At 26.0% G+C, this 15,444-nt stretch carries 15 protein-coding genes and 3 tRNA genes; 10 read left to right on the top strand and 8 right to left on the bottom strand.

From position 1 onward, the window contains the following. Positions 1-67: 67 nt before the first annotated feature. Positions 68-574 (bottom strand): dihydrofolate reductase, encoded by a 507-nt coding sequence (locus BRSU_RS04440; protein WP_048594051.1) that lies wholly within the window; start codon positions 572-574, stop codon positions 68-70. Further along, positions 571-1,371, bottom strand: coding sequence for a thymidylate synthase (locus BRSU_RS04435; RefSeq protein ID WP_048594049.1), 801 nt, complete (start codon positions 1,369-1,371; stop codon positions 571-573). The genes BRSU_RS04440 and BRSU_RS04435 overlap by 4 nt, the downstream gene beginning before the upstream one ends. Positions 1,372-1,536: 165 nt before the next feature. Between BRSU_RS04435 and BRSU_RS04430 the strand changes: the two genes are divergently transcribed. Continuing rightward, positions 1,537-1,893: a hypothetical protein gene (locus tag BRSU_RS04430; protein ID WP_048594047.1), complete on the top strand. Its 357-nt coding sequence runs from the start codon at positions 1,537-1,539 to the stop codon at positions 1,891-1,893. Between the two features lie 35 nt (positions 1,894-1,928). Further along, positions 1,929-2,192, top strand: a complete 264-nt coding sequence (locus BRSU_RS04425; RefSeq protein ID WP_048594045.1) for a hypothetical protein — start codon at positions 1,929-1,931, stop codon at positions 2,190-2,192. Positions 2,193-2,209: 17 nt separating this feature from the next. On the opposite strand, the gene BRSU_RS04420 is transcribed toward BRSU_RS04425, so the two are convergent. Then, a tRNA-Leu gene (locus BRSU_RS04420) sits at positions 2,210-2,290 on the bottom strand. Positions 2,291-2,341: 51 nt separating this feature from the next. Here BRSU_RS04420 and BRSU_RS04415 point away from each other — a divergent pair. Both BRSU_RS04415 and BRSU_RS04410 read left to right on the top strand, forming a co-directional pair. Continuing rightward, positions 2,342-4,114: a YhjD/YihY/BrkB family envelope integrity protein gene (locus BRSU_RS04415; RefSeq protein ID WP_083997862.1), complete on the top strand. Its 1,773-nt coding sequence runs from the start codon at positions 2,342-2,344 to the stop codon at positions 4,112-4,114. Positions 4,115-4,204: 90 nt separating this feature from the next. Beyond that, entirely contained in the window at positions 4,205-6,034 is a 1,830-nt protein-coding gene (locus BRSU_RS04410; RefSeq protein WP_048594043.1) for a methyl-accepting chemotaxis protein, read from the top strand. Positions 6,035-6,135: 101 nt separating this feature from the next. Here the strand turns inward: BRSU_RS04410 and groL are convergent, their stop codons facing one another. The 5 genes from groL to BRSU_RS04385 all read right to left on the bottom strand — a co-directional run bounded on the left by groL (position 6,136) and on the right by BRSU_RS04385 (position 9,360). Beyond that, positions 6,136-7,767 (bottom strand): chaperonin GroEL, encoded by a 1,632-nt coding sequence (gene groL / locus BRSU_RS04405; RefSeq protein WP_012669719.1) that lies wholly within the window; start codon positions 7,765-7,767, stop codon positions 6,136-6,138. A 183-nt stretch (positions 7,768-7,950) separates the two neighbouring features. Further along, positions 7,951-8,169 carry a 30S ribosomal protein S21 gene (gene rpsU, locus BRSU_RS04400; protein WP_012669718.1) on the bottom strand — a complete coding sequence of 73 codons (219 nt, stop codon included), beginning with the start codon at positions 8,167-8,169 and terminating at the stop codon, positions 7,951-7,953. A 20-nt stretch (positions 8,170-8,189) separates the two neighbouring features. Continuing rightward, positions 8,190-8,263: transfer RNA gene (locus BRSU_RS04395), tRNA-Met, on the bottom strand. 29 nt (positions 8,264-8,292) lie between these two features. Beyond that, positions 8,293-8,365, bottom strand: a tRNA-Met gene (locus BRSU_RS04390). Between the two features lie 59 nt (positions 8,366-8,424). Then, entirely contained in the window at positions 8,425-9,360 is a 936-nt protein-coding gene (locus BRSU_RS04385) for a hypothetical protein (RefSeq protein ID WP_048594041.1), read from the bottom strand. A gap of 238 nt (positions 9,361-9,598) precedes the next feature. Between BRSU_RS04385 and BRSU_RS04380 the strand changes: the two genes are divergently transcribed. The 6 genes from BRSU_RS04380 (at position 9,599) to BRSU_RS04355 (ending at position 15,421) form a co-directional block, all read left to right on the top strand. After that, complete coding sequence (locus tag BRSU_RS04380; RefSeq protein WP_014488181.1) at positions 9,599-10,168, top strand: TetR/AcrR family transcriptional regulator; 570 nt, start codon at positions 9,599-9,601, stop codon at positions 10,166-10,168. Further along, complete coding sequence (locus BRSU_RS04375; RefSeq protein WP_048594039.1) at positions 10,146-11,759, top strand: ComEC/Rec2 family competence protein; 1,614 nt, start codon at positions 10,146-10,148, stop codon at positions 11,757-11,759. Before BRSU_RS04380 ends, BRSU_RS04375 begins: the two co-directional genes overlap by 23 nt. Positions 11,760-11,842: 83 nt before the next feature. After that, positions 11,843-12,127: a hypothetical protein gene (locus BRSU_RS04370; protein WP_048594038.1), complete on the top strand. Its 285-nt coding sequence runs from the start codon at positions 11,843-11,845 to the stop codon at positions 12,125-12,127. 17 nt (positions 12,128-12,144) lie between these two features. After that, positions 12,145-13,407, top strand: a complete 1,263-nt coding sequence (locus BRSU_RS04365; RefSeq protein WP_048594036.1) for a 3-deoxy-D-manno-octulosonic acid transferase — start codon at positions 12,145-12,147, stop codon at positions 13,405-13,407. Positions 13,408-13,651: 244 nt separating this feature from the next. After that, positions 13,652-14,353 carry a hypothetical protein gene (locus BRSU_RS04360; protein ID WP_048594034.1) on the top strand — a complete coding sequence of 234 codons (702 nt, stop codon included), beginning with the start codon at positions 13,652-13,654 and terminating at the stop codon, positions 14,351-14,353. Positions 14,354-14,743: 390 nt separating this feature from the next. After that, positions 14,744-15,421 carry a hypothetical protein gene (locus tag BRSU_RS04355; protein WP_048594032.1) on the top strand — a complete coding sequence of 226 codons (678 nt, stop codon included), beginning with the start codon at positions 14,744-14,746 and terminating at the stop codon, positions 15,419-15,421. Positions 15,422-15,444: the final 23 nt, after the last annotated feature.

Below are 15,444 nucleotides of genomic sequence, written 5' to 3'. Positions count from 1 at the left end.
ATAGATATATATCTGAAAAAATTGTATAATAGTTTCCATATTTTTCAACTATTTTATTTAACTATATTTACATACAATATCTGGTGTATTTTATTATATTCACATTTATATCATTATATAAAAATGTTTTTAATTTATCGGATTTAAATAAACTCGTATCTATTTCAGGAAAGAATCTGTCGCAATTATAATTTTTATCTATATGAGTAAGATATATTATATCAGCATAGTCTAAAGACTTTTTATAAATTGATTCTCCGCCTATAATGAATATCTGATTATTTTTTTCCAAAAGTAATTTAGAAATAGTATCTTCAAAAGATTTCTCATAAAAAAGATTATCATATTTATTTGAAAGCTCATTATTAATATTAGAAGATATAACAATATTTTTTCTATTAGGAAGAGGTTTTGAACCTAAAGACTCAAAAGTAACTCTGCCCATAACAACTGCATATCCTGTAGTTGTGCTTCTAAAAAACTGCATATCTTCTTTTATGTGTCCCCAAGGCATAATACCATTTAATCCTATACCATTTTTAGAATCTACTGCAGCAATTAATGAAACTATCAAACAGCCACCTCCGCTTTTATAGTAGGATAATATTTGTAACCTTCTAATCTAAAATCCTCATAAATATGACTAAATATATTAGAACGATTTTCTATAAATAATTCTGTTGTTTGATTAAAAGGTTCTCTTGAAAGCTGAGTCTTTACTTGCTCTATATGATTATTATAAATATGTGCATCTCCGAATGTCATTATTAATTCTGAAGCATGAAGTCCACTATGCATAGCTAAAAGTCTTGTAAGTATAGCATAAGAACTTATATTAAAAGGAACTCCCAAAAATAAATCAGCAGATCTTTGATATAAATGAGTAATTATTCCGCCTTTGCTATTAACTGAAAACTGACACATCATATGACATGGTGGAAGATGCATCTGATCAATCTCTCCTACATTCCAAGCATTTAAAATGATCCTTCTGCTTGTTGGATTATTTCTTAATGTATTTACTATATTTGATATTTGATCTATTTTGTTTCCTTCTTTGGTCTCCCAAGCTCTCCATTGTTTTCCATATACAGGGCCAAGCTCTCCCATATCGTCAGCCCACTCATCCCATATATGAACATTATTCTCCAATAAAAATTTTATATTGGTAGATCCCTGCAAAAACCAAAGTAATTCTATAATAACACCTTTCATAAAAACTCTTTTAGTAGTTATGATTGGTATTTTATTTCCTTCAAATTTAAATCTTAATTGAGGACCAAATATTCTTCTTGTACCTACTCCTGTTCTGTCTTTAGTTTCTTCACCTTCTTCTAAAACTTTTCTTAATAATTCTAAATAGTTCTGCATAAATAATCCTAATATTATTATATCTATATTGTTACAGAATCATTATTATATATGTTTAAAATATTTTATCAATATTGGTATGTATAATTAGTAATATACAATTTTTATTTTATGATAATTATTACGATACTATATATGATACTAGATTAAATTAAAGGACTGTCAATGTATAAAATATTTATTATGATTATATTATCTTTTTCAATAATTATAGGTTCTTGCGAGAAAAAAGAAATTATAAGTGTAGAAAAAGGAGTTGTTGACCATAGATTCACTGGAAGCTGGCAATTAATAAACGGAAATGAAAAATACACTTTTTTTAATAATAATAAAATAGAATATACAAGCAGTAATGGTCAGGAAAAAAAGATTTATACTTATGAATGGAAAAAGGAAGGCGACAACTATTATTACAGATTATGGAATAATGAACTTGATAGTTGGTCAGATTTTCCAATAAAATATATCAATACAAATACGATAAAAATATACTCAGACTTCTTTAAAAAATCTTACATTTAAGATATAATATGCAAAACTACTAATGGATATATAAAGTGGATTTATTAGTTATTATATTTTTCATAGCTATTATAATTATATTTATACTAATGTTTGGAATACTATTCTTTGTATCAGGTATAGGTAAAATAGTAGATTTTATATCAATGATAGTATTTAGAAATCATGAGGATTGTCCATTTTGTAATTGTAAAAATTCTATGAGAATAATAAAAACATCAACTGGATATAAGAAAGTTTGTAATAAATGTAAATTTTCTGTAGAAATAAATAATGATAAAAGTGATGGTAATAAATAATGATATATATAAAAGATTACGAGGGGAGGGAATCGAACCCTCATGCCTAGGGCGCTAGATCCTAAGTCTAGTGCGTCTGCCAGTTCCGCCACCCTCGCTTAATGTTTATATATTATACATTATATAATTTTTTTTGCAAGAAGTGTTATATGACTAAAATTCAAAAAATTAAAAATTTTTTCAAAAAATTGAAGATTTTTTTCAATGAAGAGATATATTATACAGATCCTAAATTATTTAATCCTATACAAAAGTTTTTTCTCAATTCTTATAGAATAATAGTATTTGCCGTAACAGACTTCTTTAAAGATGACTGTACAATAAGAGCGGCAGCTTTAACATATCTTGTAACGTTATCTTTTATACCAACATTAATAGTAGGACTTTTTATATTAAGAATATTCAATATATATCAAAATATATTTGTTTTCATATTTGATTGGATGGAAAAAAATGCTCCATTCTATGAGCCTATGGTTAGGCAAATACTTAATATAGCTGATAATACTGATTTAGCTAGTTTTGGGATAATAGGTATTATATCAACTATAGTCAGCGTTGCTTTAATACTTCATAGCATACAAAGATCATTAATAAAAATATGGCGTGTAAAAATTAAAACTTCTATACCAAGAGTAGCAGCTAATTACATAGCATTATTATTTCTGATACCTATACTTATTGGTATATCATTTACTTTAATTACTTATACTTCTATAAGCCTTCATAGCCTTCCTGCATTAATTAAAATATTATTATCTTGGGTTACCCCTATAATATCTACTTCATTATTAGTATTATTTTTATATGTATTAGTACCTCAGACTAAAGTAAATTGGTCTAATGCCACCATATCATCAGTATTGGTTGCAATTGCTATAATAACTCTATTCAGTGTATATTTTAAACTTAATATAGATGTAAAAAATTATAAACAAATATTTGATAATGATAAATACAAAATAGAATATTTAGTTAAAGAAATAAATACTGCAGACCAGCAAAATAACATTATAGAAACAAATGATGTTGGTATTATTAATAACAATACTAATAATAATATAGAAACAATTACTAATGATGATTATAAAGAAATGATAAATACAAATAAAAATATGCTTCAAAAGAATCAAAAAATTGATGTTGATAACATATCAAGTATAAAAATAGAAAGAATAAGCTATGCTATTATACAGAATATTGGAACAGGAATAGGTGCTACAACTTATAAAAAAGAACCTCTAGAAACTAATATGCTTGAATTTTTAACTTTTTCTCCAAATGTATCAGAACAATTATTGAAATATAATTTTCAAATAGATGATATAGTTACTATAAGTAGTGAAAACAATATGCTTACAAGTATAATGCCTGCTGAATTATCTTCTGCCAGCTCATTTGCTCAAATACCTGTATTATTATTATTGTTATATATAGTATGGCTTATAATATTATTTGGAGCAGAACTCACCTACTCTATACAATATTTTAGATCTTATGGAGTTGATAAAAACAGTATTAAATTATCATTTGCTGAAAAAGAACTTATAGCATTAGAATTTATGGATATAATATCTTATAGATTTATAAAAAGAAAAAAAGCTATAACTATGTATGAACTAGCAAAAGAACTTAGAACAGCTCCTACAATTATTACAGAAATATCAGAACCATTAGAAAAATCAATGTATGTTATAAAAATATCTAATGGAGCAAATATATCATATTCTTTGGGATGTCCTCCGGAATCTATCAGTATAGGAGATATTTTATATGCTCTTAGAATGGAAGGAGGATTCAGAAATAAAAATATAAAAACAGATGATAAATATAAAAATTTATTATATAAAAATAAAGAAATATCAAGAAAGGATTATAATACCAATTTCTTAGATATATTACATCAAAAAAATCGCAAATAAAAAATATATAACAAAAAATACGATATTATTTGACTTGAATAATTTATATTACTATAATTAAATTATAATATAATATTTAGAGGTCAATCTATGAAAAGCATTATAAAATACATTAATAATTTAATGTTTAAATTTTTGTTTCCATTTTCTGCTTTTTTATTTATAGTATATATAATTATATTATTTATATATGAACCTATATACAAAAAAAATTTCATGAAAGACAATATCAATTTTATGCATAATGTAAGAATAGACATATCAAATTGGTTATTATATTTTAATTCAAAGATAGAAGTTATAAAATCATACAATACTGCTCCAATATCAAAAGATGATATGTTAATAGCATTTGGAGAAATATTAAAAGATCCAGGAATGGTAGATTTGTATTTTGCAAATGATATACCTTTTAAAGATGGAGGTTCATTCATAAATCTTTTAGAAGCAAGTTTACCTCTTGATTATGATCAAACTACTAGAGAATGGTTTCAAGGAGCATTAAAAACTACAAATTTCTATGTAAGTGCACCATACATAGCAGCAACTACAGGAGAAGTTGTTGTTACATTTGCAAAAGCTGTTTATACTAATAATGCTTTAAAGGGTGTTATAGGTATGGACATATCTTTAAAAAATTTAGAAACAATATCTGATAAATATGGCAGTGAAAATAATGCTACTATTAATATTATTACAGATAAAGGAATATATTTGAATCATAAGGATAAAAATTATTTACTTAGTGAACAAAACACATTATTAAAAAACAATTTATTTTCAAAATATATTAATGATGTTACAAGTAAAGAAATTTTTTATAATTTGGACAATAAGAATTGGATAATAAGTATGCAAATTCCTTCCGTATCATGGATATGTACTAGTTATGGAGATAATACAAAACTAAATAAGTCATTAGCATTTTTTAAAATTTCATTATTATTAGTTATACTGCTTCTTATACTTTTAGAAACTATATTAGTTATGGTGATAGCAAGACCTATATCAAATAGTTTAAATTTAGTTGCATTGAATATGAGTAAAATGGCTGAAGGTAATTTCCATATAAAATTTGATGATAAATACAACAAAAAGAAAGATGAAATGGGAAGAGTTGTTAATTCTATAAATGATATGCAGGCTCATATATCCGAAGTCATATCCAATTTTAAACAGGAAATCAATAATATAAATAGCGATGCAGCTACAATATCAAATGGAAGCATACATCTATCCGACAGAACTTCATCACAAGCAGCATCTTTAGAAGAATTAGCAAGTTCTATAGAGGCATTATCAAATTCTTTGAGAGACACTTCTATAAACTCATCAAAAGCTAAAGAAGTAAGTACAAAAGCTGCTGAAGCTACAAGAAATGGAGTAGAAGCATCTAATAGAACATTAAAAGATATGCAAGATATTTCTGAAGCAAGTAAAAAAATATCTGATATAACAAAGATGATACAATCCATAGCATTTCAAACTAATATATTGGCTTTAAATGCAGCAGTAGAAGCTGCAAGAGCCGGAGAGCAAGGAAGAGGATTTGCAGTTGTTGCTTCTGAAATAAGGACATTAGCACAAAATGTTAATGATGCTGCCAATGAAATAACCAATATCACATCAGATACAATAAATAAAATCAATGTAGGAAATGAGGCTGTAGAATTATCTGCTAAACTATTAGGCGATATAGAAGCTTTTGTATTTGAAGTATCTGAAGATTTATCTAATATAACAAATGCTATAATAGAAGAAGATGATAATATCACTCAAATAAAAATGGCAGTTAACTCTTTAAATGATATTACTCAAGAGAATTCTTATATGGCTCAGGAAAGTGCTAATCTCAGTAAAAATGTATCAGAAAAAACAGAGGCGATGGTAAAAGATTTAGAGTATTTTTCATTAGAATAAAATAAATAATTAATAAAAAATAAAGCCCCAGTAAAAATACTGAGGCTTTTTTATATAAACTTAATTACTATAATTTATATTTTCTCTATATAGGCTATTTATTAATACATACCGCCCATTCCGCCGCCAGGCATTGGAGGCATTGGTTTTTCAGGTTCAGGTATATCTGTAATAATAACTTCAGCAGTTAATACTTGGCTAGCAATAGAAGCAGCATTTTGTAAAGCACTTCTTGAAACTTTAGCAGGATCAATAATACCAGCTTTTAACATATCAACCCATTCATTAGTAAGAGCATTGAAACCCATATTGCCTTTTTGTTTTTTAGCTTCAATAGCAACAACAGAACCGTCTAAACCAGCATTTGTAGCTATCATTCTGATAGGCTCTTCTATAGCTCTTTTAACTATATTAACACCAACTTGTTCATCAGGATTTTCTACAGTTAAAGATTCTAATTTATGCTGAGCATGTAAGTAAGTAATACCGCCGCCAGGAATTACGCCTTCTTCAACAGCAGCTCTAGTAGCAGATAAAGCATCTTCTACTCTAGCTTTTTTCTCTTTCATTTCTACTTCAGTAGCAGCACCTATATTGATAACAGCAACACCACCAGAAAGTTTAGCTAATCTTTCTTGTAATTTTTCTCTGTCATAGTCGCTGTCAGTTTCTTCTATTTGTTTTTTAATAGTAGCTACTCTGTTTTTAACATCTTCTTTGCTTCCAGCACCTTCAACTATAGTAGTGTTTTCTTTATCTACAGTGATTTTTTTAGCTCTACCCAATTGTTCGATAGCAGCATTTTCAAGTTTCATACCTAAATCTTCGCTGATAACTTGTCCACCAGTTAAAATAGCTATATCTTCTAACATAGCTTTTCTTCTGTCGCCAAAACCAGGAGCTTTAACAGCACATACGTTTAATACTCCTCTCATTTTGTTTAATACTAAAGTAGCTAAAGCTTCATTTTCAATATCTTCAGCAATAATAATGAAAGGTTTTCCTGTTTGAGCAATTTTCTCAAGTATAGGAAGAAGTTCTTTCATATTGGATATTTTTTTATCATAAATAAGAAGTAAAGCATCTTCTAATTCAGCAGTCATGCTGTCTCCATTAGTTACGAAATATGGAGAAATATAACCTCTATCAAACTGCATACCTTCAACTAAAGAAAGACTAGTTTCTAAAGATTTAGCTTCTTCAACAGTTATAACACCTTCTTTACCAACTTTTTCCATAGCATCGCTGATTAAAGAACCTATTTCTTTATCATTATTAGCAGAAATAGTAGCAACTTGAGCGATTTCTTCCTTACCTTTAATTTGTTTAGCTTCAGATTTAATATGAGCAACTATTTCACTAACAGCTTTTTCTATACCTCTTTTAATAAGCATAGGATTAGCACCGCTAGTTACATTTTTCAAACCTTCTTTTACCATAGCCTGAGCTAAAACTGTAGCAGTAGTAGTACCATCACCTGCAACATCATTAGTTTTAGTAGCTACTTCTTTAACTATTTGAGCACCCATATTCTCAAATGGATCTTCTAATTCTATTTCTTTAGCGATAGTTACACCATCATTTATTATAGTAGGAGGACCGAATTTTTTGTCTATTACAACGTTACGTCCACGTGGTCCTAAAGTTACCTTTACGGCATTAGCTAAAGCATCTACTCCTCTCATAAGGGCACGTCTAGCTTCTTCATCAAATAATAGCTGTTTTGCTGCCATACATTTTCTCCTTTTCAGTATTATTAAATTAAATTATTATCATTATTGAACTTTTAAAATTATTTCATTTTAAAATTGTGAAAATTATACATTAAATAACAAATATTTTCAAGTATATATGTCAATTAGATTAAAAAAAAGCACTGATACTAGATATCAATGCTTTAAATAAAAACAGATGAATTATAACAAACCAAGTCTGCGTTCTTTTTTGATTTTTCTTTTCATTCTCTTAAGAGCTTTCTCTCTCTGAAGTTTTTTCTCAAGAGAAGGTTTTTTATAGAATTGTTTTTCTTTAAGATCCTGCAATATGCCTTCATTTTCACAAGCTCTACGGAATCTTTTAATAACGCTTTCTACTGGTTCGCCTTCATTAGCGAATACTCTTACCAATTCACTCACCTGCCTTTTTATAAAATTATTAGCGGCGAAGGGACTTGAACCCCTGACACTGCGGATATGAGCCGCATGCTCTAACCACCTGAGCCACGCCGCCAAAATAAATAAGCCTTTATTATTGGCTATTAGCGGGGGCAGGACTTGAACCTACGGCCTTTGGGTTATGAGCCCAACGAGCTACCAACTGCTCCACCCCGCGATGTCTAATTATTAAATATTAAAGCATTTTACATGTTTTTAGAAAAATGTCAAGCACTTTTATATAAACTTATCCAAAAACTCTTCTGGTTTTTCATTTTCTCCTGACTCAAATAACCCTATTATATATTTATTTACAAATATTTTCTCTTTTTTTACTTTAGTTTCGCTAAATAATCCTTCTTCCCTTAACTTTGATAATAATCTAGCAGCTTTATCTCTTTTCCATCCAAACATCTCCATTAAATCAACTATCCTTACATAAGGAGTAATAAATATAATAGAAAATACATTAGAATCTGTTAATTTCTTAAAATTTTTATTAAGCAGTAATTTATTTTTTAATACTAATAAATTCTTATGTACAAAACTAATAGTATCTACCGCATATAAACATATTCCTCTTAAAAACTTTAAATATCTTATTATAGATTCTTTATCTGATGTGCTATTCATACTAGCTTCAAAAAATTGATATGGATACAATATTGGAGTATCCAACAATTTTAATTTATATGAATATATATTAAATATAACACGGCATATTATAAAACTGCTCTGATAATTTTTAACATATTCATAAGATACTTTTTGATAAACTAATAATTTAAAAATAGGATCTAAATCTAAACTATCTATATAATTAATATCTTCGTCATAAGTTTTATCAATAACAATATCTGTTCCTTCTAATAAACTTACTATTCTTGATAAAATTTCAGAATTATATTCGCTATTTAAAAATTCTTTTAATATACTAAATTCTTTATGTTTAGAATGATATTCTTCTAAAATACCATATGATATCATACCAATATCTTTATATTCATAATGATTTGCAGGATTTAATATCAATGATAATATACTTAAAAGATATTCTGAATTTTTCAATGAAATACAAGACATTCTAAAATTATAATAAGCATGCCAAGTTTTTGAAAGTTCTTTTAAAACATCAATATCATCAAACATATTTGTATCAAACTTATTGCACATATTTCTATATTAACATAAAAATCTTTATACATCAACATTAATATATATAATAAAAAAATTACTTTATAATTATATTAATAATATAACATTTTATAATAAAAATTTATTTAATAAAATACTATAATTAAAAATATTTTTCATATATACATACTATTAATGTTCTTTAATTTTTAATAAACTTTGACAAATAAAAAATAGAGTATATAATATAATTAAATATGGGTTAAAGGTTGAGAAAATGACTCCTCGGGAACAGATAGTAAATGCTGGAAAACGACTATTTAAAAAGTACGGATTCAAAAAAGCATCTATGAGTGATATAGCATTGATGGTACATAAATCCAAAAGCAGTATTTATCATTATTTCAAAAGTAAAGAAGAAATATTTTTTGCCATAGCAGAAAATGAAGCCAATGACCTAAAAAAAGAATTATATGAAGCAATAAAAAAAGAAGATACCGCAGAAGCAAAATTGAGAGCATACATTCTCACGAGACAAAAAGGTTATATAAAACTTGCCAATCTTTATGAAGCACTTCACAGCGAAATATTTGAAGACTTCACTCTTATAGAACATATGAGAGCACAATATCATAAAGAAGAATATAATACTATAAAAATGATATTAAGAAGCGGAGTAAAAAAAGGTTTATTCAATATAGATTTAAGACTTGCCACTGAAGCTATTCTCGCCATAATAAAAGGTTTTGAATTAGAATGGGCTAAAAATAAAAATTCAGAGCTTTATGAAAAAGATTTAGATACTATTATAAATATTATTTTCTATGGAATCGTTAAAAGAGATTAAAAATTATAATAAAATTTTTTTCCTATATCCTCTCACATATATAATATACATTACATTATCATTTGCAGTTGGTACAGCAATAGCATTCAAAACTAATAAATTTCTTCATATTTCTATTATAATAGCTTTGATACTTATAATTTTATCAATAATATCAGCATTAAAAAATAAATTAAATATTTCTATAATGTCGCTTATATTTTCATGTTTATTTATAGGATATAGCTATACAATTATTAGGTACTATAATATATTAAAAAATCCTCTTAATAATTTTGATAAGCCAATAGAAGCATACAATGCAAAAATATTATCTTATGACGGAGTTGTTGGTTTTAGAGAAAGATACATTGCTTATGTGAATAAAGTTTATGACGGTACTAATTGGTATGATTATGCAGGAAATATAAGACTTTATAATGATTCATTAAAAACATTATTCATTAACGATGAAATAACAGTATCATCAAAAATAAATTTATACAAAAATATATTAACTAACGATGACATTTATAATTCTAAAATAATAATAGAAGTTTTATCAGACAGAATGCTTTACGGCGCTGCAAGTATATACAGATATAATAATTTTGTTATTCAAAAAAACGGATTTTCTATTATTAATTATATAAATGCTCATTCTACAAAAATAAGAAACATAATAAAAAAATCATTAGGCTCGAATATGGAAGCTATACCCTACTCCATAGCACAAGGAATAATGATAGGAGATAAAAACATAATACCATATCATATAAGACAATACTTTATAGATGCTGGAATATCTCATATACTTTCTATATCAGGTCTCCATATTTCGATGATACTTTCAATTTTATTTTTAATACTATCATTCTTTCCTATAAACTTTTATAAAAGGATATTAATATCAACAATCATAACCATAATAATATATCCGCCTATAACATTGTTTTCAGTTTCCATAATAAGAGCAAGCATAATGTTTTTTTGTCTGCTTATATCATATTATTTTGACAGAAACAGAAATTCTATTAATGCATTATTTTTATCTGCTTTAATTATATTACTGTTAAATCCAAATTCAATTAAAGATATAAGTTTTCAATTTTCATTTTTAGCAACTTTAGGAATAATTATTTATTATCCAATATTCAATTTTTATATAATTAAAAACATAAAGAATATAAATACAAATAATAAAATTACAAACTTAATAAAAAATATTTCTATAAAACTATTAGCATTTTTATCTATAAATATATTTGCACTAATAACTGTTCTTCCGCTAAGCATATATCATTTTTCAATATTAAATATTACATCTCTAATATCAAATATATTTGCTGTACCTATATCTTTTATAATACTCTCATCATCATTAATAACAATAATAACATATCAAATATATGAACCATTATCAGTTTTTCCTTCCAAAACGTCAGAATTTTTTTCTTATACTTTAATAGAATTGGCAAATAAATTCAGCAATATACATTTCCTAAAATATGAATTAAACTTAAATTTATATTATGCAATATTTGCAACGTTTATGATAATATTTGCAGGTATATTAATAAGAATAAAGATTAACAAATCAAATACTTTATAATATTATAACATTAAAAAGTTAATTAGATTTAAAAATTGAAAATTTACTTTGACAATTATATATATTTTAGTATAATTTAAGCTATGAATAAATATATTTTAATACATAGAATAGTAAATGCGTCTATATTTATGCTTTTCCCTATAGCAGCTTTCTATATAATAGAGCATAATAATATAAAAACAGGAATATATGAAGCAATATTTATCATAGTAAATGCTATTGAGATATTATTATTTATTTCATTTATAGTAATATATTTCAAATGTGAATGGGGTACAAGAAAACATCATGCTTTAGTAAAGGCAGGAATTTCTTTTATTGTATACTTAATTATTATTATAATGACTTTAGCGGCTATTTTATAATTTAAAGGAAATAATATATGCAGAAATTTTTAATGTCTGTATACACAATATTCGGATACATTTTTTATCCTGTAATATTTATAGTTTTTTCCATTATGATGATCTTCAATAAAAGTATTAGAAAAGGGGCCTTATCAAGATTAGGTTTCATATATCCAAAAGAAAACAATAAGAATGCTGTATGGATACATGCTGTAAGTGTTGGAGAAATAGTAGCAGTTAGAGAAATAGTATTTACTTTAATAGAAAAAGGCTACACAATTTATTTATCTACCACTACAGTCGGAGGATATGATATAGCTAAAAAGAATTATGGAGATAAAGTAGAACTATTTTATCTTACTTTAGATTATCCTCATATGATTAATAAACTTATAAATTTAATTTCACCTGAATATGTAATGATAGCAGAAATAGAAATATGGCCTACTCTGATATATTCACTTCATAAAAAACTTATACCCCTATATATGATTAATGGAAGGATAGGTAAAAAGGAAATAAAAGGATATAAAAACTTTAAATTCTTTTTCAAGCCTTATTTCAATATGTACACTAAAATATTGGCACAGAGCAATATTGATAAAAAAAATATGATATACATAGGAATGCCTGAATCTCTTATAACTGTTACAGGAAATTTAAAATATGATATCAATTATTATGTAGATGAAAAAAAGATAGATGATTTAGAAAATATGATCCCTGTAAATAAATTTGTTATAACAGCAGGAAGCACACATCCAGGAGAAGAAGAACTTATATTAAAAGCTATAAATGATTTAGGAATTAAAGATAAAGTATATATAGTTATAGTACCAAGAGATATAACAAGAGGCGAAGATATACAAAAATTAGCTAATAAATTAGATTATGAAATGCCTCTTTATACTGATTATGATAAAACATCTGAAGACGGAATAATAATAAATACAATAGGTGAATTATTGAATTGGTATAAACTTTCTGACTTAGTTATAATGGGCGGTACTTTTATGGGAACTATGGGCGGACATAATATATTAGAAGCTATTTATTTTAAAAAGCCGGTTATAGTTGGAAAGTATATGTATAATTTTATTGAAATATATGAGTATATGAAAGAAGCTGTACTCACTTGCAATGATAAAGAAAAATTAGCTGATACAATAAAAGAAGCATATCAAAATGAAGAGCTTCGAAATAGTTTAGCAGATAAAGCATATAATTTACTCATACAAAATAACGGTGCTTCCAAAAAAACTATAGATATCATAAATAAATATCAGGGTATAGTATAACAAATTAGATATTTTCATATTGACTTTTATATAAAAAACATTTACCTTAAGATAAGGCTTATGAAAGTTTCATGGAATTAATTTATGCAATATTTAAATTTCTATTTTAAAAATTCTATATTTGTATTCTCAAATTTTAAACATTCGTTTATTCTTTTATCATTTTATTTATCTAAAATAAATATTCTAAATTATTTTATGTTTCTATCATAATTATTAAAAATAATAGTTTTAAGGAGAAAATATGAAAAAAAGTATTATACTAATCAGTCTATTTCTGATGATATCGGCATTATCCTACTCTCACTCTTTAGGTGTAGGACTTTATATACCATTAGGAGGAAGCATTCCTAGCCTATATCAAAATGATAATTTAAATCCAACTGCCTCAATAAGTCCTCAAACAGCATTTGAAGTAGGCGTTATATTTAACCCTAGAGTTACTTTTAAAGTAAATAAATATAATAATGTATCTATAGGTATAGACGTTGGTTGGTATAGAGATACATTTAAATTTCAAACTGATTCTAAAAACTTCACACATGAATTTGATACTGTTATGATGGGCCTTAATTTCAGATGGAATCCTATGCTATTTCAATTAGGTATAGGCGGAGGCGTTAAAATTCCTTTCACAGGTAAATATTGGGAAGGAAATAATAATATAGCATTAAGCGGAGGAAATTTCTCAGCAAGATTTAATAATACTATTATACCTTATGTAAGACTTTATACAGGTATAGATTTATTCCTTGTAAGCTTATCATTATATGTTAATTTTGATATACCATATTATCAGATAAAAGATAACTTAGCTTCATTAGGTGAAGGATATAAATATCCTGGAAAATTAGGCTCTGTTGATGTTGGTGTTCAGGTAGGTATTCATTTAGATATATTCAAATTCGGAGAAGAAGCGGAAGAAGAAGCATATACATATTATTAAGAAATCATCATAATCGAAAAAGTTTTATAACATATTGGGGATATATTTTTATATATTCCCATTTTTATATAATCAATAATCTAATCACACAAAAATTAACATAATATATTATAAAAGATCTATACCAATACATAGTATAATAAAAATAGATATTTTTATATTGACTTTTATATAAAAAACATTTACATTAGAAATAGGTTTATGAAAAGTTTTATGGAATTAATTTATGCAATATTTAAATTTCTATTTTAAAAATTCTACGTTTGTATTCTCAAAATTAAAACGTTCGTTTATTCTTTCACAATTTTTTTTATCAAAAAAGAATATTCTAAATTATTTCATGTTTCTATCATATCCCTAAACATTTTTATTAGTTTTAAGGAGAAAAATATGAAAAAAAGTATTATATTAATCAGTACATTTCTGATTACATCGGTATTAGCCTACTCTCACTCTTTAGGTGTAGGACTTTATATCCCATTAGGAGGAAGTATTCCTAGCCTATATCAAAATGATAATTTAAATCCAACTGCCTCATTGAGTCCTAAAACAGCATTTGAAGTAGGTGTTATATTCAACCCTAGAGTTACTTTTGATATAGATAAATATAACAATGTATCTATAGGTATAGATGTAGGTTGGTACAGAGACACATTTAAATTTCAAACAGGTTCTCAAAATTTTACACATGAATTTGATACTGTTATGACAGGTATTAATTTTAAATGGAGTCCTTCTCTATTTGTATTAGGTATAGGAGCAGGTGTTAAATTTCCTTTCTTAGGTAAATATTGGGAAGGAAACAATAATATAGCATTAAACGGAGGACATTTCTCATCAAGATTCAATAATGCTGTTATACCTTATGTAAGACTTTATACAGGTATAGATTTATTCCTTGTAAGTTTAGCATTATATGTTAATTTCGATATACCAAATATGCAGATAAAAGACAACTTAGCTTCATTAGGTGAAGGATATAGCTATCCTGGAAAATTAGCTTCTGTTGATATAGGCGTTCAGGTAGGTTTACATTTAGATATATTCAAATTCGGAGAAAATCAATAACCTATTAATTAACAAACTATCAA

The sequence above is a fragment of the Brachyspira suanatina genome, assembly GCF_001049755.1.
GTDB classification, from domain to species: Bacteria; Spirochaetota; Brachyspiria; order Brachyspirales; family Brachyspiraceae; genus Brachyspira; species Brachyspira suanatina.
This window is presented reverse-complemented; position numbering and strand designations above follow the sequence as displayed.

Excerpts from the sequence above, each read along its gene's own strand:
- BRSU_RS04435 (WP_048594049.1), bottom strand. The coding sequence starts at position 1,371 with ATGCAGAACTATTTAGAATTATTAAGAAAAGTTTTAGAAGAAGGTGAA.
- BRSU_RS04430 (WP_048594047.1), top strand. The coding sequence starts at position 1,537 with ATGTATAAAATATTTATTATGATTATATTATCTTTTTCAATAATTATA.
- BRSU_RS04415 (WP_083997862.1), top strand. The coding sequence starts at position 2,342 with ATGACTAAAATTCAAAAAATTAAAAATTTTTTCAAAAAATTGAAGATT.
- BRSU_RS04410 (WP_048594043.1), top strand. The coding sequence starts at position 4,205 with ATGAAAAGCATTATAAAATACATTAATAATTTAATGTTTAAATTTTTG.
- groL (WP_012669719.1), bottom strand. The coding sequence starts at position 7,767 with ATGGCAGCAAAACAGCTATTATTTGATGAAGAAGCTAGACGTGCCCTT.
- BRSU_RS04385 (WP_048594041.1), bottom strand. The coding sequence starts at position 9,360 with ATGTGCAATAAGTTTGATACAAATATGTTTGATGATATTGATGTTTTA.
- BRSU_RS04380 (WP_014488181.1), top strand. The coding sequence starts at position 9,599 with ATGACTCCTCGGGAACAGATAGTAAATGCTGGAAAACGACTATTTAAA.
- BRSU_RS04375 (WP_048594039.1), top strand. The coding sequence starts at position 10,146 with ATGGAATCGTTAAAAGAGATTAAAAATTATAATAAAATTTTTTTCCTA.
- BRSU_RS04370 (WP_048594038.1), top strand. The coding sequence starts at position 11,843 with ATGAATAAATATATTTTAATACATAGAATAGTAAATGCGTCTATATTT.
- BRSU_RS04365 (WP_048594036.1), top strand. The coding sequence starts at position 12,145 with ATGCAGAAATTTTTAATGTCTGTATACACAATATTCGGATACATTTTT.
- BRSU_RS04360 (WP_048594034.1), top strand. The coding sequence starts at position 13,652 with ATGAAAAAAAGTATTATACTAATCAGTCTATTTCTGATGATATCGGCA.
- BRSU_RS04355 (WP_048594032.1), top strand. The coding sequence starts at position 14,744 with ATGAAAAAAAGTATTATATTAATCAGTACATTTCTGATTACATCGGTA.